This is a genomic window from Candidatus Thiodiazotropha sp. CDECU1 (assembly GCF_963455295.1).
Taxonomy (GTDB): domain Bacteria; phylum Pseudomonadota; class Gammaproteobacteria; order Chromatiales; family Chromatiaceae; genus Thiodiazotropha.
On the sequence record NZ_OY734020.1, the window covers coordinates 2,576,636 to 2,598,700 of the forward strand.

Consider the following 22,065-nt stretch of genomic DNA (forward strand, 5'->3'; position numbering starts at 1 on the left):
GCTAAGCGCTTAGGTGAAAACTGTAATGTTTCATCCTGGCTATTCAGCCTCATCACCATACTCGAAAATCGTTGCATGCAACGGCCAACCCGATTCATCGACCACAAAAACAGTCCATTTACCTGTTTCATCCGGTTTTAGACTCTTTGCTGAATAGACACGCCAGCGAGGACCGCCTACCTTAAAGTCGACTTCACTGACAATCTGCCCAGCAAATTCCCAGCGATGGGTCACTGTTCGACCCTGCAGATGCCTCAGATCGGTGAAGAAAAAAACCCGCGTCGTCTGGGTGTCTAGCTTGACTACCTGATCAAGCGGCTCTCTGTCCACAATTGCAGTGGTAAACTGAGCCCTGGCTACATAGGCGTCAGGGACAGGCGACTCCTGCAACTCCTCAGCAGATAGATTTGTTACACCTGGTATCAGGAATAAGATTAGGAGCGTATTGGCAAACAGTGTAGTCGAACTCCTTTTTAAATATCCAAACATCATCTCCTCCGTTCCCAAAAATCATATCAATAATTAATCTCTGAATTAATCGTTGAGACCCTATTTTTTTAATACCCGTATCCATTGCCAGAAATTGAGTAATCCCGCCAACGAGGCAGATAGGTAGGTAAATGCAGCTGCCCTCAGGATTTTTTCCGCGCCTCGATACTGTTCCGGTTGTAAATATCCACTCCTCAATAGTGGCAATGCCTTTTTATAACTGGCATCGAGTTCCACAGGCAGTGTCGCCAACTGCAGGATCACATTTGATCCCATGACGAGAAAGGCTGCCATTGCACTTAGCAGCCCGGCAGAGGGAGCCCGAGTGACAATGGAGAGAATTGGTGCCGCAAAGAGTAGAAAAGAGCCAAGCCGTTGCGCCCCTATCGCGACCGATCCAAGACGGGTGCGCCACTGAAAGAGTGGTTCATCCGCTGCATCCTGTAAGGCATGACCGACTTCATGGGCTGCTATTGTAATGGCTGTAAGGGTTCTTCCCTCCAGCTTATCTTTTGACAACCGTACCGCTTTATCACCTGGATCATAATGATCACCAGATTCAGCTTTTTCGACCTGCACCTGGTGTAAACCGTAACGGTCCAACAGGTGCCTGGCTAAATTTCCCCCATTGCCAGGAAAATTCTCTTCCTGGTGACGATTGTATTTTGCCATTACATGCTGTACCCATAACTGAGGCCCCAAAATCACCAGCAGTAGAGTCCCAAGCAGCAATAAATAGATCATTTACCGAATATCTACTCATTAAAGCCACAACCACCACTTGGACAACAACCTCCAGCAGGACAAGCAGGTTCAGGGTCGGCACGGCTGGCACTACTGATAACAGCTGCGCCACCGATCAGTTTCCTCACCGGCTCGGATTCAGCTGTATCTCCGAGAGGTCTGTCGACCTTCTTGCATAGCGCACCCCAATTGCTGATCGTTTCATTCATTGGATGAAAGACCTCAACCTTCTCACCATTGGCATCACAATAGTAATCGTAGGTAGGCATAATTCTGTCTCCAGGTTGTTTCCTAATATCTCTATATATTACCTGATGTAGACACTTCCAGAAACGTACTTCAGACAAATGAAAAATTTATACCGCTATAGGAACAGAAAATAGAAAAGGCCACTGTGGTAGCCAGTGGCCTTTTCGTTTAACGTACAAGCTACCCCGCTTGAGATAACCTAATATGGCATTCCATATCTCAATAGGTAACAACGCGAGGTAGTTGTTTCGCCTCAGCCACCCACTTTTCAACGGATGAGAGACTTGGCGTTGCACGTACAAGATTCTTGGCCTCGTTTACCTCAATCATTTTCTTGTGCAGGTTTTCAGCCTTGCGCTGCGCTAGTTCCGGCACAGTGTCCACTCCAGCTGCTTCTAGCAGGTCCGAGTACTGCTCACCTATACCCTTTATTCGAAATAGATCAGCCATATTGATCCATCTCAATATCAGTTTCCCGCTTATCGAAGTCGCGTCTTCGATCTCCTTGCGGCCCTTCTTGGTACTTCCCTTTTCCAACAGATTTTCCAAACTGGTGACCCCCGCTGACGTCAACTTTGCAGCATAAGTATCACCGATACCTTCGATGTCGACTAACTTTGTCATTGTTATCTCTCTATAGTTGGTTTTGGGTACTATCACTCTAGGGCTAGTAAAACCCTATCGAAAGCCATGAATTTAAAAAAAATGTAAACTTCCACATCTCCTTTTTACTGTATCGATACATGTGCTTCGCTCTTGGTCCAGTCAGACCAACCGATCATTGATCTGACTCACCAGGCTTCGGCGCCGGCGGTCTTCTCGCCTACGCTCCCCTGGATACTGCTCTACTCCCTCGACTATTTGCTGACGACGATCCCTACTCCTATGTCGTCTTATATAGGGATGAGCTTGTACTCGCTTTCCTTTGATTTTAGTGGTGTTCAACCTACCGATAACTGAATGTACTAGGCGTGAAGGATTGATATAGATGAGACCATAGTATTCCCAGACTCTGGTATTCGTGTGCATGATTTTAAGAATTTTACTCTCTTCCACCTTCACACCTCGGATGGGTATGACAGACCAGAGAGGACTAAATTGGCGTGATACCAACTTATGCAACTCCTTAACTGAAATCTCTTTAGGAATCCCTTTAATAAACACCCACATCACATACCCCAAAGCCAATCCATGGCAATTTTAGTCGTTGTAAGCAGAAAACAGCAAGGCTGTAACCCATTAATATTTTAAGCAATTGTCACTTGCTCGCTTAAATAGACATCCTGAATCGCGTGCAGCAATTCAACACCCTCCTGCATGGGTCGCTGAAACGCCTTGCGCCCGGAGATCATGCCCATGCCGCCCGCCCGCTTGTTGATGACAGCAGTTCGCACCGCTTGTGCCAGATCACCCTCCCCAGAGGATGCACCCCCTGAGTTAATTAGCCCCGCCCTTCCCATATAACAGTTAGCCACCTGATAGCGCACCAGATCAATTGGATGTTCAGTGGTGAGTTCTGTATAGACTTTTTTGTCTGTTTTGCCAAATTTTATTGCGTTATAGCCTCCATTTCCCACCGCTTGCTTCTGTTTGACGATATCTGCCTCGATCGTCGCAGCCAGATGATTGGCCTGACCCGTCAAATCCGCGGCCGTATGGTAGTCCACCCCATCAACCTTGAAGGAGCTGTTTCTGAGATAGGCCCATAAAACCGTTGCCATGCCCAATTCATGAGCATGTTGGAACGCTTCAGAGACCTCCTGAATCTGTCGCCTTGATTCTTCAGAGCCATAATAGATGGTGGCACCAATGGCAACCGCCCCCAGATCAAAGGCCTGTTCCACCGATGCAAACAGGGTTTGATCGTAGAAATTCGGGTAGCTGAGAATTTCATTGTGGTTGATTTTGACCAAAAATGGGATTTTATGGGCATATCGACGGGCTACCGAACCCAAGACACCTAGTGTCGATGCAACCGCGTTACATCCACCCTCGATCGCGAGTTCGACTATCTTGGCAGGATCAAAATAGATCGGATTGGCTGCAAACGAAGCACCACCCGAGTGCTCTACCCCCTGATCAACCGGTAATATGGAGAGGAAACCACTCCCGCTCAAGCGCCCAGTATTCATCAGCGTCTGCATTGCCCGAAGCACACCTGGCTTGAGGTCTTTATGGCTTATAACCCTGTCGACAAAGTCGTGGCCAGGTAGTTGCAGCATCGATTTATCGATAGTATTACAGCTGTGTGTCAGTAGACTCTCAGCCTCATTACCGAGCAAGGATTCGATATCACTCATCTGTCTCTCCTTAATCTTTGCAATTGCATTTACTAGGACATAATTCCCAACCAATCAACCATATATTCTGTGCCTGGTCTTCACGGTCCGATTGTATTATCTAGGTGGTTATAGACAAACATTGTATTTATCCGAATGGCATGGGAACGGCCTCCCCTATTGGAGTATAGATTCATGACTGGGTTAAGTAACTATATTGGCGTTAACTGCATTCACCCCTAGTATCAGTATCATAGGTAGATGCGGAACAATTCCGGCTGACGACAACTCTTACTGGCTATAGGAGTTCTAACTATGCAAAACCCGTTTCTCCCTGACTTTCAGCAGCTACCCACGTCCCTCCCTGTTTTTCCTCTGAGCGGGGCAGTGGTGATGCCTGGGGCGCAACTGCCACTCAATATCTTCGAACCTCGTTACCTGGATATGGTTCAGGATGTATTGAAAAGCCACCATTTGATCGGAATGGTTCAACCCGATGAGGGTGAAGACGCTACAAAGCATCAACTACACACAACGGGCTGCGCTGCTCGAATCTCATTCTACAACGAGACCCTGGATGGGCGGATCGAAGTTATCCTCACTGGTGTCTGCCGGTTCGACATACTTACTGAACTGCCGTCAGACCGGGATTATCGTATGATCAGACCCAATTGGGAGCGTTTCATATCCGATTACAATATCAATCTACCGATCGCGCAAGAGAAACGTATCAGCATCAATTCCACTCTTGATCGATATCTCAACTTCAATGAGCTGCAAACCGATACCGATCAACTCAAGAATTTGACCACACCTCAGCTTGTCAATGTGTTGACAACTGCTCTACCCTTGTCCCATGAAGATAAACAATCCATCCTTAATACAGTCGATTTTAATGAACGTTTTCAGATGCTTATGGTTAAAATGGAGATGGCAAGCAGTTCAGCTACCAGTCATTTGACGCATTGATCCCAAGCGAATACCTTAAATAAGAATAACGATGGCACAACTGATCAAGAGTGACTTTGAACCGGCCTGGTGGTTGCCATCTCCTCACCTGCAGACGCTTTGGCCCAGCCTGTTCCGACGGCATCTTCCACTGGAACTCCGTCGGGAGCGGGTCGAACTGCGTGATGGGGATTTCATCGACATCGCCTGGCATGGTTCCAAAGGTCCCTTGGTGCTCTTGATACACGGACTTGAAGGTTCCCTCGAATCCCACTATGCGACCACGCTCATCTCAGCATTGAACAGTGCCGGATTTAGATGCCTGTTCATGCATTTACGGGGTTGCAGCGGAGTACCTAACCGTCTGCAGCGCAGTTACCACTCGGGTGCTACGGAAGACTTGGTTGATACGGTCGAATTTTTACGTTTGAAAGAGGAGCTTCCCAAGGCAGTGGTTGGTATCTCACTCGGTGGTAATCTATTACTCAAATATCTCGGTGAGTCAGGTTGTGATTCTGCTTTTAATGCAGCCGTTGCCGTCTCGGTCCCCTTTAACCTGAAAAGTGCCGTAAAGCGCTTGGAGCACGGCTTCTCAAGGGTGTACAGCCGCCACCTGTTGCGAAAATTATTGAAATCCCATGCCCAAAAGTGTCGTTCCATGTCCATCCCAGATACTGATAATATCTCCTCGATTAGCACTATCTATGAATTTGATGACCGAATCACTGCGATACAAAACGGATTTGTCGATGCAGACGACTACTACCAACGTTCCAGCTGTGCACAATTTCTTAAACACATCACGACACCCACCCTGATTTTGCACGCACGGGATGACCCATTTATGCAACCCCAGGATGTACCAGACTTGCAAGATCTCGGTCCCGGTGTTTCACTAGAACTCTCGGATTGTGGTGGTCATGTTGGATTTGTCCAGGGCAAGCTCCCCTGGCGCCCCGTCTACTGGCTGGATCGTCGAGTTCCAGCTTTCCTGAAACATGTTCTCACTCGAGATTGACCTAACCTAGGCTGTATTGTTTGGAGTATTTAACCCTGCGCGCAACCAGGCCCGAGTACATGATCAAGAGTCTATTGCAGATCTATTGGTTAAACGAAACTATTGATTGACAACTTTCATGACAAACCTAGGTAATCTTTCTGCCGAATTTCCGCACAGCCACCTGCAACCATTATCCCTCTTCTGTCTTTGTGCTTGAGGTTTCAGCCGGATGCAGAGTGATGAAGACAAGCAGGGAGACCAGATTTCAGTAAATATTGCCTGTCTCGATATAGAACGTCTCCGACCGACCCTGGTCTCGACAATCGGCAGCCACTGTGAGGTATGGCGCAGCAATCAGCGACTCGAAACAAAAACCGGGGATGAGGATGAGGTGATTTATACGGAATTTGTTATTAAGCGCCCGTTTTCCGACCATTCTGTTAGTGAAGCGAACCTGCTCGCTCGCCACTATCGCCAATTGAAAGAAACCCTAGACGAAATCATTCCCGATGCCTTGTTTGTGGTAACTAAAATTAACGATAGGCCAAGCATTTTCGTGCTGGCGAAGGCAATCAATATCTGGTTTAACATGGCAAACCAACAGAATGAAGAAGAGGCGGTGAAGTTGCTATGTAAATATCCCAAAGCGCGCATACAGCTGGCTCGTTTCGTTAAGGCGGCGCAGGCCTGGCGCAATTCCGATAATCCAAAAATGATTGATCTTTTTGGTATCGACAACTTGATCATGGACACCAACCGGGAGATTCGTTTTCTCGATAGTTTTTTTGTGTTCTTCTTTGCAGACACCTTTCATGTCATCGATGGAGGTGAGGATGACTCTGAGCTGAAAGATAAAGTTGAGTTATCAGAAAAGCGTCTCCAGTACCTGGAGCATCTATTGATAATGGCGAAGAAGACATGTGATCAACAACAATCTCCTGCTTGAAACCAGGCAATACTCAAGTTGGCAGCATGACTTTCTCATGCAAAATGTCTGGAAAATATTACAGATATATTGAGACCGCTTCGATCGTTTCGGTTCTCCATTTCAATCGTTGCATGATGCAGATCCACAATACGTTTGACGATAGACAATCCCAATCCGCTCCCTTGTATATTGGTATCCTCCCCGCGTCTGAATCTCTGATAAAGCCCTTGTTGATTTTCCTCTGGAATACCGGGGCCAGTGTCAGTGACAATTAACTTAATAGTTGAGTTGTGCTCCTCCAATTTTACACAAACTTCCCCTTTCTTGGGCGTATAGCGGATTGCATTGTCGATAATGTTCCTCAACAGAATTTGAATTCCTGGCTTATAACTACGCAGCATAACGGGGCGCTCTATACCTTCGTAGGCAAGCTCGATATCCTTTGCTAGCGCTAGTGAACCCAATGCAGCAAGCACATTTATGGTTTCACCATGCAGATCCACATCTTCTACATGTGAATGCTCGAGGGATTGACTATCCATGCGCGCAAGCATGAGAAGCTGCTCAAGTAAATGAGTTGCACGATCCACACCCCGTATGACCTGGTCAAGAAACTTGGAATGTCCATTGCCTTCGTCGGCAAGGGACTTGGCTTGTGCCAAAGTCTTCAATGCAGCAATCGGCGTTCTCAACTCATGCGCCGCATCCGCGGTAAACCTCCGTTCATTCTCCAGCACTCTTTGCACTCGATAAAACAAGCTGTTTAAAGAAGTAACCATTGGCACAACTTCACGGGGTACATTCTGGGTGGAAATTGATTCCAAAGATTTTGGGTCTCTATGTTCGACCTTGTCAGCGATAGTATGGAGCGGTTTTAACCCGCTTCCCACCACAATCCAGATAATTAGGCCTATCATAGGCAAGGAGATGATTATCGGCCACAAACTGTTGAAGACAATCTCTGACACAGTTTCCTGACGTACGGACATTAATTCTCCAATCTGCACCTGGAACTGCCCTGTAGGCTCTTTCAATCCGTACATTCGCCACAGTTTACCGTCCACGGTTTGATTGTTATAACCTTCGGTAAATGTATTGAACGTGGCTGGTAGGTTTGAGCGTAAATAGGTCCTCCCGTTTGTTCCCTTGATGAGAAATGCCAGCTTAGCCTCATAACGATGACCTGTTTCCCGTTCTCGAGGTACCATAGTCAAATAGTCTTTTTCACTCTCATCAGCCATGAATTCATCAATAAAGTGCTTCAAAGCAAAAGACCTGTTGACGAAATCTTCGCCCAACTCCTGAACAATTTTATGCAGATTCATTCTTGCTTCATTGTCTTCCTCAACTTCGTGAAGCATTAATGTGGCAAGGATACGGGACTCCTGAGCCAAGGTGGCGTCATAGATCTCCTCTACTTCATGGTAGGCGGCAAGATAGACAAAATAGGCCGATATGAGCCAAAGAACGACAATTGTGGAAATCAGACTGACTAACAGTCTTCTGCGAATTGAAGGATTAGTGGCCTGCTGCACGCCTAGATCTCATTGATGAATCAGCTTCTGAATTGTGTAACCGACGCCACGAACAGTCCTAATCAGCTCCTTCCCCAGCTTCTTGCGCAAATGGTGTATATAGACCTCAACAGCGTTACTCTCCACACCTTCATCCCAGCCATATAAGGTCTCTTCCAATACTTGCCGGGATAAAATACGTCCCTGATTTGTCAGCAATGCTTCCAAAACAGCAAATTCGCTTGCCCCCAACATAATCTCTTTCCCGGCCTTGGTGAGACAGTGGGCTGCGGGATCAAGTACCAAATCCTCATAGCTGATGACTGAGGTCGAACGTCCTTCACGGCGTCTGGTGATAGCCCGCAGTCGCGCATTTACCTCCAACAGATCGAAAGGTTTGACAACATAATCATCCGCCCCCAAGTCAAGCCCCTCGATACGATTATCCACCGTATCACGGGCTGTCAGAACCAGTACCGGAAGATCCATGTCCTGCTTGCGTAGTTTTTGCAGCACATGTAACCCATCCTGCCGTGGCAGACCCAGGTCGAGAATCAATGCATCCAAGTTCTCTGTTGATAAGGCTTGTTCTGCTGCCATGCCATCCATTACCCAGTCCACGGTGTGCCCCAGCTGTCTCAAGCCCAAGCTCAAGCCTTCGCCCAGGTATCTATCATCTTCAGCTAACAGAATTCGCATCATCAGACCCTCATTGAGGCCAGTAACTTGATCTTAGGGGGATTTTCCATCAGTTGCCAAACCATGTCCTGCAATCGGAGCTGTCAAGTTAACCATTATTTCTTAATGCATTCTTAAATACTTAAAAACCGTGAGAAATGAATCTAAACAAGCGCCGTTTTCGCAAGATCCACTCGGTGAAGTTAATCCCGAGTCGAGCCGCCCCCCCAAATAGCCTAATCCAACGTTGAATAACAGCTATTGCTGTCTACATTTAAGCCGATTTGGGACAAAATTAACACATACTGCCAATGACGATTTTTATAAAAAAATCATTAGCATATTGTTTTATTCAGGGGTATGATCAGATCACGCTACGAAACAGATTCATAACCGCTTCCCCATTTGATTTTTTCAAGGTCGAGAATCGGCGTACTCAGTTTCCTGGCTTGGGCAGGGTTGTTAAAAAACTGTGCCATTTAGCGTTCACGGCATATCTGGGCAGGTCTCATGAGACTCTCAGATCCTGAACATATAAATATATTTTGTTAGGAATGTAGATAGATGACTAAATTGTATGTTGGCAACCTTCCCTGGTCTGCCACAGAAGATGATGTCCGGGAGCTTTTCTCAGACATTGGTGAGGTGCAGTCGGCAAACCTTATTCTGGATCGAGAAACCCGTCGCTCAAGAGGATTTGCCTTTGTGGAAATGAGCCAAGGAGATGCTGAAAAAGCCATCTCTCAACTCAATGGCAAGGATTTTCAGGGCCGTGACTTACGAATCAATGAAGCCATGGATAAGCCAAAGCGTAGCTCTGGCGGTGGCGGTGGTGGTCGCTGGTAACAGCCGAGCTGCCAGATTCATAATGGCAGACTAAGTATCACGCTGATTTTCCCACAACGGTAGGCCGGACACTCCCGGCCAACCGTTGTTATAATAAGAAACGTAGAACCTGCATGGTCTATCTATGATCGTAGGGTGGGTGGGTGTTTGCGCCTGCTAATCGTTTTTTTCCCAAAAATCAACTGCTTTCGACTAGCTGACAGCTACTCCGATTGGAGTGCCGCGATGCGTGATTCCAGTGGCGGATGGCTTGCAAACAGCTTTTGCACCTTGCCTGCGCTGATTGCGAATGCAGCTATCTCATCGGGCAGCGACTCTGGCTCATGGGCCTGCTGCAGACGCCTGAGGGCGGCTATCATCTTCTCTCTGCCCGCAAGATCCGCCCCTCCACTATCGGCGCGAAACTCCCGCCAACGGGAAAACCACATCACGATAGTCATGGCCAGAATTCCCAGGACAAACTCGGTAATCATCGATACGATGAAAAATGCAGGGCCGTAACCACGTTCTGTCTTAAACACGAGGCGATCCACCGTGTGCCCAATGACGCGCGAGAGAAACACCACAAAGGTGTTGACCACCCCCTGTATCAACGACAATGTGACCATATCGCCATTCGCCACATGGCTGACTTCATGGGCCAGCACAGCTTCCACCTCATCCCGGTTCATCTGTTGCAGCAAACCGGTGCTGACCGCAACCAGGGCACTGTTTTTATTCCAGCCCGTGGCAAACGCATTGGGTGAGGCATGATCGAAAATCCCCACTTCCGGCATACCGATATTGGCCTGTTGCGCTTGCCTTTGAATGGTACTGACCAGCCAGTTTTCAACTTCGCTAGCCGGGGTTTCGATCACCTTGACCCCCATGCTGCGTTTCGCCATCCATTTGGAGATGAATAGCGATATCAGAGAACCCGAGAAACCGATAACGGCTGAATAGACCAGCAATGCATTGAGATTTAGGTCGACCCCATTCTCCAACAGCAGCCCCTCTATACCGAGTAGTCTGAAGGTAATGCTGATCAATGCCACGATAGCCAGATTAGTGCCTAAAAACAGTACAATTCTCATCATTTTCGGTTCACCAGGTTAGGAATTCCATTCTTTGTGAATATTGGAGCATTGATGATTGATTTCAAGGGAAGTTCCCAATAATTAGGGGGTTCGAACGAAGGGTTCGAATCATGGCCTGCCTCGCAGTCAAATAAAAAGGGGGCCATTGGGGGGTTACACGAGAGATAGTTGCCACCTGATGGGCAGGGATTGATTCGCCTACGGCTCACCCCTTCGGGGCACTTTCGCTTTGCTCAAGCGTCCTGCGGCGCTGCGCGCCTGGTCGAACGAAGGGTTCGAATCAAATCCTGCCTCGCAGTCAAATAAAAAGGGGGCCTGTTGGCCCCCTTTTTATTTGGCGGAGAGGCAGGGATTCGAACCCTGGGAGGGCTACAAACCCTCAATGGTTTTCAAGACCACCGCATTCGGCCGCTCTGCCACCTCTCCGAAGGGGCGCTAGGATACACTAAACAACCTTGAAATATCTACTAATTACCACCACTTTATGTGTATTGATCTTTTCGCCAGGAGCGGTATCCTGTGCTGAACGAATCGAGGCAATGACTGTCTCATCAATGAGATTGATTTTAGGGAATTAATCAGGAGATAACGCCAAAATGAATCGTCTAGATATTAGCGCCGCCCGTCCTGCGGAGTCCGTGCTTTCAACTAATAAGTTGATAAAAAATACTTATATGCTGCTCTCCATGACGTTGCTGTTCAGCGCGCTTACGGCGACCGCATCCGTTTTTCTTGCCGTGCCCGGTTGGACCTATATGGCCTCCCTGATCGGCGCCATCGTCCTGATCTGGTTCGTTTTGCCACGTACGGCCAACTCCTCTACCGGACTGGCAGTGATTTTCGGTATTACCGGTCTGATGGGATTCGGTCTCGGGCCGATCCTGAATGCCTACCTGAGTATGGCCAACGGTCCACAGATTGTGGGAACCGCCATGGCCGGTACGGGTATCATCTTCCTCGGCCTGTCTGGTTATGCCCTGACCAGTAAACGGGATTTCAGCTTCATGGGTGGTTTTCTCATGGCTGGCCTGCTGATGGTCTTTGTCGCTATGTTGGCTGGACTGTTTTTGAATATGCCTGCATTGCACCTGGCGATTTCAGCCGTTGTGATCATGCTGATGAGCGGTTTCATCCTGTACGATACCAGCCGCATGGTGCATGGCGGAGAGACCAATTACATCATGGCCACCATTGGCCTGTACCTGAATATCTACAATCTTTTTGTGCATCTGTTGGCACTGCTCGGAGCACTCTCCGGGGAAGATTGATTGTAATTAATTTTTGCAATGAAGCCCCGGCAATGCCGGGGTTTTTTATTGAAGGAGTACAATTGCGATGGATTGGACAAAGATCATCTGGGCTCTCTTGCTGGGCGCGATGATTCTCTTTCTCTGGCCCCGTGCCAAGCATATGCTCAAAAACAGCCCAAAGGCGGAAAAAGGGGATTGGCAGGCTGTGGTACTGCCGATGGCCTTTGTCATCGGATTTGTGATTCTGCTCATCATGATGGTCTAGCCCGGGCACATCTAGTTCGCGCTAGCCTATCTTTTCAAGGCCACCCATATAACCGCGCAGTAGTTCAGGAACAGTGATTGAACCGTCGGCCTGCTGGTAGTTCTCCATCACGGCGACCAGGGTACGGCCTACGGCCAGACCCGATCCGTTCAGGGTATGTACCAGTTCTGGCTTGCCGGTCTCTGGATTGCGCCAGCGTGCCTGCATGCGACGTGCCTGAAAGTCGATGAAATTGGAGCAGGATGAGATCTCCCGGTAGCGGTTCTGACCCGGCAGCCAGACCTCCAGATCGTAGGTCTTGGTGGATGAAAACCCGATATCCCCGGTACACAGGGTCACCACACGATAGGGTAATTCCAGCTTCTGCAGAATTGCCTCGGCATGGCCGGTGAGCTCTTCCAGGGCCTGAAAGGAGTGACTGGCGGCAACCGCCTGGACCAATTCAACCTTCTCGAACTGATGCTGGCGAATCATACCCCGGGTGTCCTTGCCGTAAGATCCCGCTTCAGAACGGAAACAGGGTGTATGGGCTACCCATTTGCGCGGCATATAATCGGCATCGATGATTTGATCCCGAATCAGATTGGTCACCGGTACTTCAGCGGTGGGAATCAGATAGTATTCAGACTCGCCACAGAGCTTGAACAGATCCTCCTCGAACTTCGGCAACTGACCGGTACCACGGAGACTGTCGGCATTAACCATATAGGGCACATAGGCCTCGGTGTAGCCGTGTTCCGTAGTATGGGTATCCAGCATCAACTGGATGAGTGCCCTATGCATCCTTGCCAGAGGCCCCGCCATTACGGCAAAGCGAGAGCCGGTGATCCTGGCCGCCGCTTCGAAATCGAGTAATCCGCTGGTATCACCAAGATCCACATGATCCTTGGGCTCGAAATCAAATTCACGAGGTTCCCCCCAACGCCTCTCTTCCCGGTTATCCTCCTCATCTCGCCCCGCCGGCACCGATTCATGGGGCAGATTTGGAATCCCGAGGGTGATATCCGAGAGCGTCTCCTGAACCTTGCTGAGTGCCTCCTGGGATGCCTTCAATTGATCCCCTAGGGCAGCCACTTCAGCCAGCAGCGGCTCAATATCCTCCCCCGCCGCCTTGGCCTTGCCGATCGACTTGGAGCGACTGTTACGCTGATTCTGCAGCTCCTGGGACTCAACCTGCAACTGTTTGCGCTGGGCTTCCAGCGTACTGATCTGCTCAGTATCGAGCTGATAACCTCGGCGAGCCAACTGCCGGGCCACCTCATCCAGATTGTTTCTTAACAGTCGCGGATCCAACATCGATTATTCACCCATATTCACGTGTGCGGACCAACTTACAACATGGCCCGGTTCTACCCATTGATTCAAATCGTGCAACACCCTCTCCACCTGCTCCGGCAGGTCGAAGAACTCAACCACCAGCGGCAGGTCCATGGAGATGTCCAGTAACGAGGCTTCATGGGCCTTGCCTGAACGCCCGAAACCGGCAATGCCGCGAAATGCGGTAACCCCCCTGACCTGCTCTTCCTGATGGAGAAAATCGAGCAATTTACCCAACTGATGATCACCTTCGGTCAAATAAACCCGCACCATGGTCACTTCAGTCTGTTTCATAGCTGTCTCCCGACCACCAGGCCGAACCAGCAGGCCAAGACACAAGCGACGACACTTAGCAGAATATTCAATCCGGCCTTTAACAACTCTGCCTGCTCAAGCAGGTTGAGTGTCTCGATTGAGAAGGTGGAAAAGGTGGTAAAGGCACCGAGAAAGCCGATCAGCAGAGCACCGCGTAATTCCGGTGAAACCGTGGTGCGTTCCAGCAGCAGGACATAGAGAAACCCCATCACCAGTGACCCCAATACGTTCACCACCAGGGTGCCATAGGGAAAACCGCGGCCAAGCAGTCCATACACACCATTGGATACCCAAAAGCGGAACAGCGCTCCAGCAGCACCGCCGGATGCAATGGCAATCAGCTGATTCAATCTCGAAACCTTTAATTGATATAAAGGCGGGATTATAACCGCAGTTACCCGGTGTCTGTTAACACTAATTTGAGTGCCACTGATCTGTCCTGTTGGACATGACATCAACATTCAAATCGGGCTTAGAAGCTTAGGTTTCTGCTTAGAAATCCTGGCGGCTCACTAGAAGTCCCAACGATAACCGCCATAGAAGAAATAGTCGGTAAAATCGGTCACTTCAATGCCATCGTCTTCCTCGAACCAGTTGAGCCCACCCTCCAGTTCGAAGGTCATGTTCTTGCGGTAACGATAATCCATGCGGAAAAAGGGGCTGATTGATTTGCGTGAGCCATCATTGTCATCATTCTGCCGATAGGAGAGATCGATGCGGGGATTGATTCGCCAGGCGTTGGTTATGGGGTAGCGACTGCTGACGCCCACCCTGAAGGTATCCGAGGTATTGGCATCCGAGTAACGCAGGCTGAGGATACCGATATCCCCCTTTTTCAAGAGATCGTTTTTAATCACCTGGAAGGTATAGAAGAACTCGTTATCCGTCTCTTCGGTGGCCGGCACTCCACCGGATTCCGGGGTTGCGCCGGTTTTGCTGACTGTTATGTCACCACTCAACTGCAAGGTTTTCGAGAATGGGCGATTGATACCGAATGAGAATGAGGTTGTCTCCGCGGTTCGATCCCGCGCCAACTCATAGATCTCATCATCCGTATAGAAGTTCTGCAGCTCTTCGATCGACTCGATTACCAAGGAGGTATCTGGATCGACCTGTCCACTCAATGCATTCGATGTGCTCAATATGGGGGTATTGCGATAATCGAGATTCATATACATGCGGGTCTCGTCCTCAAGCCGCCAGTTACCCTGCAGCATGAAGATACTCACCTCTTCATGAAAGATATCGTAATCGAGGAGACTGAACAGGGATTTTTCGGGATCGAAGTAGCGGACTTCTCCACCTATTGCCCGTCTGTCCACCAGGTCATCGACACGCTGCTCCACCATGAAGAGACTGAGGTCCCAGTTCTCGAAGATACTCGAGATGTCCGCGCTGAGACCGGCAAACTGTTTATGCTCGTTCAAAAATGTGTCCCGTGAACGCTCTACCGGTAGACCGGCTGTGGCCCGAAGATTGATATCAGGGGTCAGCTCGTATCCCAACACAAGGCCATCAAAACGGTTAAGAATGCCACTGGAACGCAACCGCTGGCGACCAAATCGCGCACTGGTGCGACTATCCAGGTGTTCCACGTCGATATAGGCATCGCTGAGGGATGTATCATTCCCATCACCATCGTCCAACAGGTCATGAATGTAGCTGCCGGTAATCTTGAAGCGCAGATCGACTTCCTCACTCTTACGTCTCGAATTGAGATCGATGAAGGTCTCGATCTCGGAGCGGGTAACGCTATCCTCATCCTCCACGAACGGGCTGTCGATGCTGTCCCTGCGGTAGTTTTGAGAAATACTGCCATAGGTGTCCCAGACAGCCTTGGGACCATCCTCGCCCTCTTCCCCCTGCTGTTTTTTACGCAGTGATTCTTTCGGCCTCTGCGGCGCTGTTTCCAGACCCAGCAGGCGTTGCCAGACACGTTCCGCATCCTCGCCCTCCGGATACTTCTCCAGGTAGCGTCGGTACTCACCTTTGGCATGGGCAATCTGGCCGTTTCTTTCACGTGACAGACCCAATAGCTCAAGCGCCTCCTTGGTGTAGATATTTTCCGGCTCCTCCAGCAGCGCTTCGAGCAGGCGCACCGCCTTTGCATAGTCACCTGCGGTGATGGTGCGCCGGATCATCTCCATCATCTCGGTGAGACGGGGATCCACATCCACCAATTGAGGCTCTTCCATCAGTGCATCACTGAAGAGATGCTCAATTCCCCGGTCGAAAAAGGCTTGCCGCCGCTCCTGGATGTCCGCGGTATCGACCCAGGCATCAGGGTAGAATTTTTTCACCGCCTGCAGATGCTGATCCGCCTCAATCTTGGTGCGAAAAAAACCGAGCCGTAACCGATATCTCGTGGCTTCCTCAACCTTAGCCTTGGTTGTGTAAAGCAGCTGATTCTCATTCACTGGCACAGGGGGTATCTCGGTAAAATCAACCGCTTCAGACTGAGTGCTGAGATTGATCACATAGATGACCAGAGGGAGGGATTTGACACTCAGCGGCGCGCGGGTTTCCGGTACCGGGATATCCACCGCTTTGCCCAGTGACCCCGCCATACCGGAAATGCGTGGAGAATCCGGCAGAATGAACTTCATGACATAAAAGTCGCGGCCCTGATTGATCCTCACTCCACTGACCGGCGTGGCGAATGATACCAGGAGTGTGGATGTGCCGATGATATTGCCCTGAAACTCCACCTTCTCCAGGGGTACTGCGGCAGTGGGACTCCAGGTCAGTTGATCGCTCTCGACCAGGTCGGTGAGTTCAACATCGGCGGTCTGGCCCAGCTTAAGCTGCACGCCGACTTCACTGCCGGCCTCATTGATCAGGTGGGAGACATAGCGAACCGGAATATTGAAATAGACATTAATGACATTGTCATCGCCCTCAGTGGTCAATTCGATCCTATCCAGAACCTGGGTAGCCGCCTCAGCCTGCCCACAAAAAAAGAGTACAAGCAATAACAGCCAAGGATAGAATTTTAGTTGATTGTTACGCTGCACTCGCTTTGTTACCCGATTGAAAAATTGACAGTTGAATAGAGCGCCCAGCCCGCTGCCGGCTAAGACAAGTCAAAACCACTCGCTAAGGTCAAGATAAACCAATAAACCTTGAAGAGTCGTGGCTAGCGCCTGGTAATCCCCGATGAGTTGAAGATTACCAGGCAAAGTCCTACTAATCACCACTCACGTGAACTGACTCTGTGACACCCGCTCTGGCCACAGTTCCTGTCATTGCTGAGGCCTCTATGATCGTCTTCATCAGACTCATAGTCACCTGCATGACAGCCAGCGCAAGTATTGGCATATGTCGGGTATCGCCAAGGAATTGTCTCACTGTTGCTGGTATGGCAGTCATTACATGCCAGATTAGCACGGTGATCCCCAGGATAGTTACCTGAAACATGACTGTAGTTAGTGACTGGCAGCCAACCGTTTATGGTATGGCAATTATCACACTGTACAGTGGTCACGAAATGACCGTTAGGCTTACCCGTGGCGATCGAACCGTTATGGCAGGAGTCGCAGTTACCCGTGACACCGGTATGATCGAAGGTCACGGCGGTCCAGGTAGTGGTGGAGGTATGACAGTTGTCACACTGGGCTGTGGTCGGTACGTGGTTAGCTGGCATGCCTGTGGCGAAATTGCCGTTGTGGCAGTTGGAGCAGGTACCGGCCACACCGCTATGGCTGAATCGCACATTCAACCAGTCGCTGGTGGACAAGTGACAAACGTTGCACTCTTCAGTGGTCGGAATGTGGTTGCCCGGCTTACCGGTAGCCAAGGTGCCATTGTGGCAATTTGAGCAGCCAGTTGTAATGCCACTGTGGCTGAAGTTCACGCTGTTCCAGTTAGAGGTTGAGGTGTGGCATACATCGCACTGAGCCGAGGTTAAAATATGCGACGCGTGTTTTCCGGTCGCGGTCACACCATTGTGGCATGTGGAGCAGGTACCAGCCACATTGCCATGCACAAAACGAACATTCAGCCAGTTGGACGTTGAGAGATGGCAGTCATCACACTGGGCTGTGGTCGGCACATGCCCGGGATCCTTACCGGTTGCGGTAATGCCATCATGACAATTCGAACAGTTGCCAGCCGCATCCGTGTGATCGAACTGCACTGCCAACCAGTTGGTTTGAGAGGTATGGCAGGCATCACATTCCGAGTTTGTCTGCACATGGTTGGCCGGCTTGCCGGTCGCTATGGTGCCATTATGACAGCTGGAACAGACACCGATCGCTACCGAATGGTCGAAGTTAACGGCTGTCCAGTTGTTTTGTGAGATGTGGCAGATGTCGCACTCTCCATTGGTGTTCACATGGCTGGCCGACTTGCCGGTAGCAATGGTGCCGTTGTGACAGCTTGAGCAGGCGCCAGTGACTGTGCTGTGATCGAAATTAACCGACAGCCAGGTCACGGTGGAGATATGGCAGCTGTCGCACTGTCCGTTGGTGTTCACATGGGCCGCATGTTTGCCGGTAGCGGTATTTCCGTTGTGACAGCTTGAGCAGGTACCGACCACACCCACATGATCAAAGGTACCGGTGGTCCAGGTCACGGTGGTGTGGCAGTCTTCACAAGGCCTGGTGGTCGGAATATGGGTCGCAGGTTTACCGATGGCATCCACGTTGTTATGGCAGCTATCACAACCCGCGACGATACCGGTGTGGTCGAATCGCACGTTTGTCCAGGTGGTATTGGAGACATGGCAGTTGTCGCATTCGGCAGTTGTCGCCACATGGCCGGCCGGCATGCCGGTGGCGGTAACACCATCGTGGCAACTGGAACAGGTACCGGTAACGACCGAGTGATCGAAGTTGATCTGCAACCAGTCGCTGGTTGACGTATGACATGCCTCGCAAGAGGCTGTGGTCGCTACATGAGAGGCATGCATACCCGTAGCCTGGACGCCGTCATGGCAGGATGAACAGCTACCGGTTACGCCTTCATGGTTGAAGCTGGAAATCTGCCAACTATTGGTGTTGTGGCAGGTGTCGCATGTTGCGTTGGTCAAGACATGGGAAGGACTCTTGCCAGTAGCGATATCACCATTGTGGCAGAGCTCACAGGGATCGACCACCGCCGCATGACTAAAGCCTGTCATGGTCCAGTCATTGGTGGTATGGCAGACATCACAGGCCGATGTAGTCGCTATATGAGCGGCATGTTTGCCAGTGGCGGTATTACCGTCATGGCAGGATTCACAAGGATCGGTGACACCACTATGATCGAAGGTGTTAACCGTCCAGCTATTGGTGGTATGACAGACGTCGCATTGCTCATTGGTATCGACATGGGTGGCGTGCTTACCGGTTGCCTGGATGCCGTCGTGACAGCTGGTACATATGCCAGCAGTGGGCACAGCGCTGTGGTCGAAGGTTACCCGCAGCCATGAGGTAGTGGATGTATGGCAGACATCGCACTGTTCAGTCGTCGTGAGATGGGAGGCGTGTTTACCGGTGGCTGTGGTGCCGTCATGACAGGTTGAACAGACACCCGTAGTGTTCACACCACTGTGGTCGAAACTGGTATCGGTCCAGACCAGGGTGGAGAGATGACAGGTATCGCACTGGGCCGTGGTCTGAATATGCTGAGCATGCATACCCGTGGCAAGGGTGCCATCATGGCAATTCGAACAGCTTCCACTGACCTGGAAATTCTCATGATTGAAACTGATTAGAGTCCAGTTGATGGTGGATGTATGACAGCTGTCGCACTGGGCATCGGTGGGTATATGCTGTGCCGGTTTACCGGTTGCGGTGGTACCGTCATGGCAGCTTGAACAGGCGCCGGCCACATTGGCATGATCGAATCTGCCGGTACTCCAGGTCACTGTGTTATGGCAGTTCTCACAAGGTTCGGTGGTCGGTATGTGAGTATCGGGCTTACCGATTGCATCCACACCATTGTGGCAGCTCTCACAGCCGCTGGTAATACCAGTGTGATCGAATCTGACAGCGGTCCAGGTCTCGTTCGAGATATGGCAGTTGTCACAAGCTGCAGTGGTCTCCACATGGCTGGCCGATTTGCTGGTGGCGGTGACGCCGTCATGACAACTTTCGCAGGTTCCGGTGACGATTGAATGATCGAACGTAACCTCTGCCCAGCTGGTGGTTGAGGTATGACAGCCTTCGCAAGCCGCAGTGGTGGCCAGATGGGTATCGCTCTTGCCGGTGGCCAACACCCCATCGTGACAGGATTGACAACTACCGGTCACACCCTCATGGTCGAAACTATTGATCGCCCAGCCGCTGGTATTATGGCAGTTGTCACAGGATGCGGTGGTAGGGATATGGTTGGCATGTTTGCCGGTGGCTATATCGCCGTCATGACAGGACTCACAGGTCTCTGAAACACCCTCATGGTTAAAATTGGCCAGGGTCCAGTCATCGGTGGAGTGACAAGTTTCACAGGAGGCAGTGGTCTGAATATGACCGCCGTGCTTACCGGTTGCTATGATACCGTCATGGCAGGATTCACAACCGCTGGTTATGCCGCTATGGTCAAAGTTGGATACATTCCAGGCGGTGATGGTATGACAGGTATCACACTCCCCATTGGTCTGTAGATGGTTGGCATGCTTGCCAGTGGCCTGGATACCGTTATGACAGGTTGAACAGCGACCTGCCACATCGGCCGGGTGATTGAAAGTGACAATATTCCAGGCATTGGTCGAGCCATGACAGGTATCACATTGATCAGTCGTCTGAATGTGAGCAGCATGCTTGCCGGTGGCGATGGTACCATCATGACAGGTGGAACATAGCCCTACCGTCTCCACACCGGAGTGATCAAAACTGGTGTTGCTCCAGTCATTGGTGGAGTTATGGCAGGTATCGCACTGTTCGGTAGTCTGGATATGGCTGGCGTGCATACCGGTGGCACGGACTCCGTCGTGACAGGTTGAGCAGAGACCAGCGGTTTCGAAACTGTCGTGGTTGAAGCGGATGACATTCCAGTTTGCCGTAGTTGCATGACAGACATCACACGACTCATTGGTGACGATATGGGTAGCGTGTTTGCCCGGCGCCTGCACGCCATCATGACAGGAGGCACAGGTACCCGGTACCACCTCACTGTGATCGAAGCCCACCTGATCCCAGGATTCAGTGGAGGTATGGCAGCGGTCGCACTCCGCGGTGGTCTGGATATGTTCCGCATGTTTGCCCGGTTGGGTGATGCCGTCATGACAGGTTGAGCAGCGGCCAAATGCCTCTTCCCCATGGATGAAGTTGACGATCAACCAGGAGTTGGTAGAGGTATGACACAGCTCACAGGGCGCTGTTGTGTTCAAGTGACCAACATTTTTGCCGGTGGCGCTGATACCGTTGTGGCAGCTTTCACAATTGTCGCTGATCCCGGCATGGGAGAAATTCGCGACCTGCCAGCCGCTGGTGGTATGGCAAAGGTCACAGGCCTCGAAGGTGACAATGTGGGAAGCGGATTTACCGGTCGCACTGATCCCGTTGTGGCAGGTCTCACAGGTGCCGCTGACCACATTCGAGTGATCGAAAAAGACCAACAGCCAACTTTGTGTGATATGGCAGGTATCACATGCTTCGTTGGTGGCAATATGGCTGGCATGTTTGCCGGCTGCGATATCGCCGTTGTGGCAACTTTCACAGGTGCCTGTCACCTGGCTGTGGTCCACGTGACTGACCCGGGCCCAACTGAAGGTTGAATGGCAGAATTCACACGTATTACCCGAGAGGATGTGATCACTGCCCTTGCCCTGTGCGGAACTGCCGTTGTGGCAGGCAAAACAGTCACCTGAAATACTGCCATGGTCAAATCGGGCCACATGCCAACCCACCGTGGTATGACAATCGTCGCATTGGTCATTACTGTCGATGTGATTCATCGACTTACCGGCGGCATCGGTATCGTTATGACACCCATCGCACAACACAGGAGTGCCTGCAAACTGTCCTTTGTCGTGGCATTGATCACACTCCACATTGCGATGCTCCCCGGTAAGGGGAAAGCCGGTGGAGAAATGATCGTAATCAGAGGATACCGCTGCAGCGTAACTGCTGAACAACCCGCCACACAGGACAGTTAGCAGAAGCATCAACCAAGGAAGTAGCGTCAATCCGCTGCGGGACACTATTTCATCTTGTCTAGTCTTATTCATCATATGTCTAATCCGATG

The 22,065-nt window shown here is 50.5% G+C and carries 19 protein-coding genes and 1 tRNA gene; 6 read left to right on the forward strand and 14 right to left on the reverse strand.

Translation table 11 applies throughout. The features are described 5' to 3' along the window. Positions 1–39 precede the first annotated feature (39 nt). The 5 genes from R2K28_RS11725 to R2K28_RS11745 all read right to left on the reverse strand — a co-directional run bounded on the left by R2K28_RS11725 (position 40) and on the right by R2K28_RS11745 (position 3,782). A complete protein-coding gene (locus tag R2K28_RS11725) occupies positions 40–390 on the reverse strand; it encodes a DUF2914 domain-containing protein (RefSeq protein ID WP_316364511.1) in 351 nt (116 codons plus the stop codon). 159 nt (positions 391–549) lie between these two features. Then, positions 550–1,233, reverse strand: a complete 684-nt coding sequence (locus tag R2K28_RS11730) for a zinc metallopeptidase (protein WP_316364512.1) — start codon at positions 1,231–1,233, stop codon at positions 550–552. Positions 1,234–1,244: 11 nt separating this feature from the next. After that, positions 1,245–1,502, reverse strand: coding sequence for a zinc ribbon domain-containing protein (locus R2K28_RS11735; protein WP_116448856.1), 258 nt, complete (start codon positions 1,500–1,502; stop codon positions 1,245–1,247). A gap of 199 nt (positions 1,503–1,701) precedes the next feature. After that, positions 1,702–2,106, reverse strand: a complete 405-nt coding sequence (locus R2K28_RS11740; protein ID WP_316364514.1) for a DUF4332 domain-containing protein — start codon at positions 2,104–2,106, stop codon at positions 1,702–1,704. 623 nt (positions 2,107–2,729) lie between these two features. Further along, entirely contained in the window at positions 2,730–3,782 is a 1,053-nt protein-coding gene (locus tag R2K28_RS11745) for a class I fructose-bisphosphate aldolase (RefSeq protein WP_316364515.1), read from the reverse strand. A gap of 294 nt (positions 3,783–4,076) precedes the next feature. Here R2K28_RS11745 and R2K28_RS11750 point away from each other — a divergent pair, with 294 nt between their 5' ends. The 3 genes from R2K28_RS11750 (at position 4,077) to R2K28_RS11760 (ending at position 6,655) form a co-directional block, all read left to right on the forward strand. Continuing rightward, positions 4,077–4,730, forward strand: coding sequence for an LON peptidase substrate-binding domain-containing protein (locus R2K28_RS11750; RefSeq protein WP_316364517.1), 654 nt, complete (start codon positions 4,077–4,079; stop codon positions 4,728–4,730). Between the two features lie 31 nt (positions 4,731–4,761). Next, the gene (locus R2K28_RS11755) at positions 4,762–5,727 is read left to right on the forward strand and encodes a hydrolase (RefSeq protein WP_316364518.1); all 966 of its coding nucleotides are present in this window, start codon (positions 4,762–4,764) and stop codon (positions 5,725–5,727) included. 211 nt (positions 5,728–5,938) lie between these two features. Then, positions 5,939–6,655 (forward strand): hypothetical protein, encoded by a 717-nt coding sequence (locus R2K28_RS11760; protein ID WP_316364519.1) that lies wholly within the window; start codon positions 5,939–5,941, stop codon positions 6,653–6,655. 35 nt (positions 6,656–6,690) lie between these two features. On the opposite strand, the gene R2K28_RS11765 is transcribed toward R2K28_RS11760, so the two are convergent. Both R2K28_RS11765 and R2K28_RS11770 read right to left on the reverse strand, forming a co-directional pair. After that, complete coding sequence (locus R2K28_RS11765; RefSeq protein WP_316364520.1) at positions 6,691–8,172, reverse strand: ATP-binding protein; 1,482 nt, start codon at positions 8,170–8,172, stop codon at positions 6,691–6,693. A 9-nt stretch (positions 8,173–8,181) separates the two neighbouring features. Beyond that, positions 8,182–8,853: a response regulator gene (locus R2K28_RS11770; RefSeq protein WP_316364521.1), complete on the reverse strand. Its 672-nt coding sequence runs from the start codon at positions 8,851–8,853 to the stop codon at positions 8,182–8,184. Positions 8,854–9,393: 540 nt separating this feature from the next. On the opposite strand from R2K28_RS11770, the gene R2K28_RS11775 reads away from it, so the two are divergent. After that, positions 9,394–9,675 (forward strand): RNA recognition motif domain-containing protein, encoded by a 282-nt coding sequence (locus R2K28_RS11775; RefSeq protein WP_316364522.1) that lies wholly within the window; start codon positions 9,394–9,396, stop codon positions 9,673–9,675. 203 nt (positions 9,676–9,878) lie between these two features. Here R2K28_RS11775 and htpX read toward each other — a convergent pair whose 3' ends face one another. Further along, positions 9,879–10,751, reverse strand: a complete 873-nt coding sequence (htpX, locus tag R2K28_RS11780) for a protease HtpX (protein ID WP_316364523.1) — start codon at positions 10,749–10,751, stop codon at positions 9,879–9,881. A 335-nt stretch (positions 10,752–11,086) separates the two neighbouring features. Continuing rightward, positions 11,087–11,177 (reverse strand) — tRNA-Ser (locus tag R2K28_RS11785). A gap of 170 nt (positions 11,178–11,347) precedes the next feature. Between R2K28_RS11785 and R2K28_RS11790 the strand changes: the two genes are divergently transcribed. Together R2K28_RS11790 and R2K28_RS11795 are read left to right on the forward strand one after the other, a co-directional pair. Next, positions 11,348–12,019, forward strand: a complete 672-nt coding sequence (locus R2K28_RS11790; protein WP_316364524.1) for a Bax inhibitor-1/YccA family protein — start codon at positions 11,348–11,350, stop codon at positions 12,017–12,019. A gap of 67 nt (positions 12,020–12,086) precedes the next feature. Then, the gene (locus R2K28_RS11795; RefSeq protein WP_316364525.1) at positions 12,087–12,266 is read left to right on the forward strand and encodes a hypothetical protein; all 180 of its coding nucleotides are present in this window, start codon (positions 12,087–12,089) and stop codon (positions 12,264–12,266) included. 21 nt (positions 12,267–12,287) lie between these two features. Here the strand turns inward: R2K28_RS11795 and serS are convergent, their stop codons facing one another. The 5 genes from serS to R2K28_RS11820 all read right to left on the reverse strand — a co-directional run bounded on the left by serS (position 12,288) and on the right by R2K28_RS11820 (position 22,050). Beyond that, positions 12,288–13,562: a serine--tRNA ligase gene (serS, locus tag R2K28_RS11800; protein WP_316364527.1), complete on the reverse strand. Its 1,275-nt coding sequence runs from the start codon at positions 13,560–13,562 to the stop codon at positions 12,288–12,290. Positions 13,563–13,565: 3 nt separating this feature from the next. Further along, positions 13,566–13,877, reverse strand: a complete 312-nt coding sequence (locus R2K28_RS11805) for a DUF190 domain-containing protein (protein WP_116447459.1) — start codon at positions 13,875–13,877, stop codon at positions 13,566–13,568. Then, positions 13,874–14,248, reverse strand: a complete 375-nt coding sequence (gene crcB / locus R2K28_RS11810; protein ID WP_316364529.1) for a fluoride efflux transporter CrcB — start codon at positions 14,246–14,248, stop codon at positions 13,874–13,876. Before crcB ends, R2K28_RS11805 begins: the two co-directional genes overlap by 4 nt. Positions 14,249–14,410: 162 nt before the next feature. Then, positions 14,411–16,912 carry a tetratricopeptide repeat protein gene (locus tag R2K28_RS11815; RefSeq protein WP_316364530.1) on the reverse strand — a complete coding sequence of 834 codons (2,502 nt, stop codon included), beginning with the start codon at positions 16,910–16,912 and terminating at the stop codon, positions 14,411–14,413. Positions 16,913–17,088: 176 nt separating this feature from the next. Then, positions 17,089–22,050, reverse strand: coding sequence for a hypothetical protein (locus tag R2K28_RS11820; protein ID WP_316364531.1), 4,962 nt, complete (start codon positions 22,048–22,050; stop codon positions 17,089–17,091). Positions 22,051–22,065 lie beyond the last annotated feature (15 nt).

Coding starts and splice junctions, on each gene's coding strand:
- R2K28_RS11770 (WP_316364521.1), bottom strand. CDS start 8,853: ATGATGCGAATTCTGTTAGCTGAAGATGATAGATACCTGGGCGAAGGC.
- R2K28_RS11740 (WP_316364514.1), bottom strand. CDS start 2,106: ATGACAAAGTTAGTCGACATCGAAGGTATCGGTGATACTTATGCTGCA.
- R2K28_RS11795 (WP_316364525.1), top strand. CDS start 12,087: ATGGATTGGACAAAGATCATCTGGGCTCTCTTGCTGGGCGCGATGATT.
- R2K28_RS11745 (WP_316364515.1), bottom strand. CDS start 3,782: ATGAGTGATATCGAATCCTTGCTCGGTAATGAGGCTGAGAGTCTACTG.
- R2K28_RS11805 (WP_116447459.1), bottom strand. CDS start 13,877: ATGAAACAGACTGAAGTGACCATGGTGCGGGTTTATTTGACCGAAGGT.
- R2K28_RS11790 (WP_316364524.1), top strand. CDS start 11,348: ATGAATCGTCTAGATATTAGCGCCGCCCGTCCTGCGGAGTCCGTGCTT.
- R2K28_RS11750 (WP_316364517.1), top strand. CDS start 4,077: ATGCAAAACCCGTTTCTCCCTGACTTTCAGCAGCTACCCACGTCCCTC.
- R2K28_RS11775 (WP_316364522.1), top strand. CDS start 9,394: ATGACTAAATTGTATGTTGGCAACCTTCCCTGGTCTGCCACAGAAGAT.
- htpX (WP_316364523.1), bottom strand. CDS start 10,751: ATGATGAGAATTGTACTGTTTTTAGGCACTAATCTGGCTATCGTGGCA.
- R2K28_RS11735 (WP_116448856.1), bottom strand. CDS start 1,502: ATGCCTACCTACGATTACTATTGTGATGCCAATGGTGAGAAGGTTGAG.
- R2K28_RS11755 (WP_316364518.1), top strand. CDS start 4,762: ATGGCACAACTGATCAAGAGTGACTTTGAACCGGCCTGGTGGTTGCCA.
- R2K28_RS11730 (WP_316364512.1), bottom strand. CDS start 1,233: ATGATCTATTTATTGCTGCTTGGGACTCTACTGCTGGTGATTTTGGGG.
- serS (WP_316364527.1), bottom strand. CDS start 13,562: ATGTTGGATCCGCGACTGTTAAGAAACAATCTGGATGAGGTGGCCCGG.
- R2K28_RS11760 (WP_316364519.1), top strand. CDS start 5,939: ATGCAGAGTGATGAAGACAAGCAGGGAGACCAGATTTCAGTAAATATT.
- R2K28_RS11820 (WP_316364531.1), bottom strand. CDS start 22,050: ATGATGAATAAGACTAGACAAGATGAAATAGTGTCCCGCAGCGGATTG.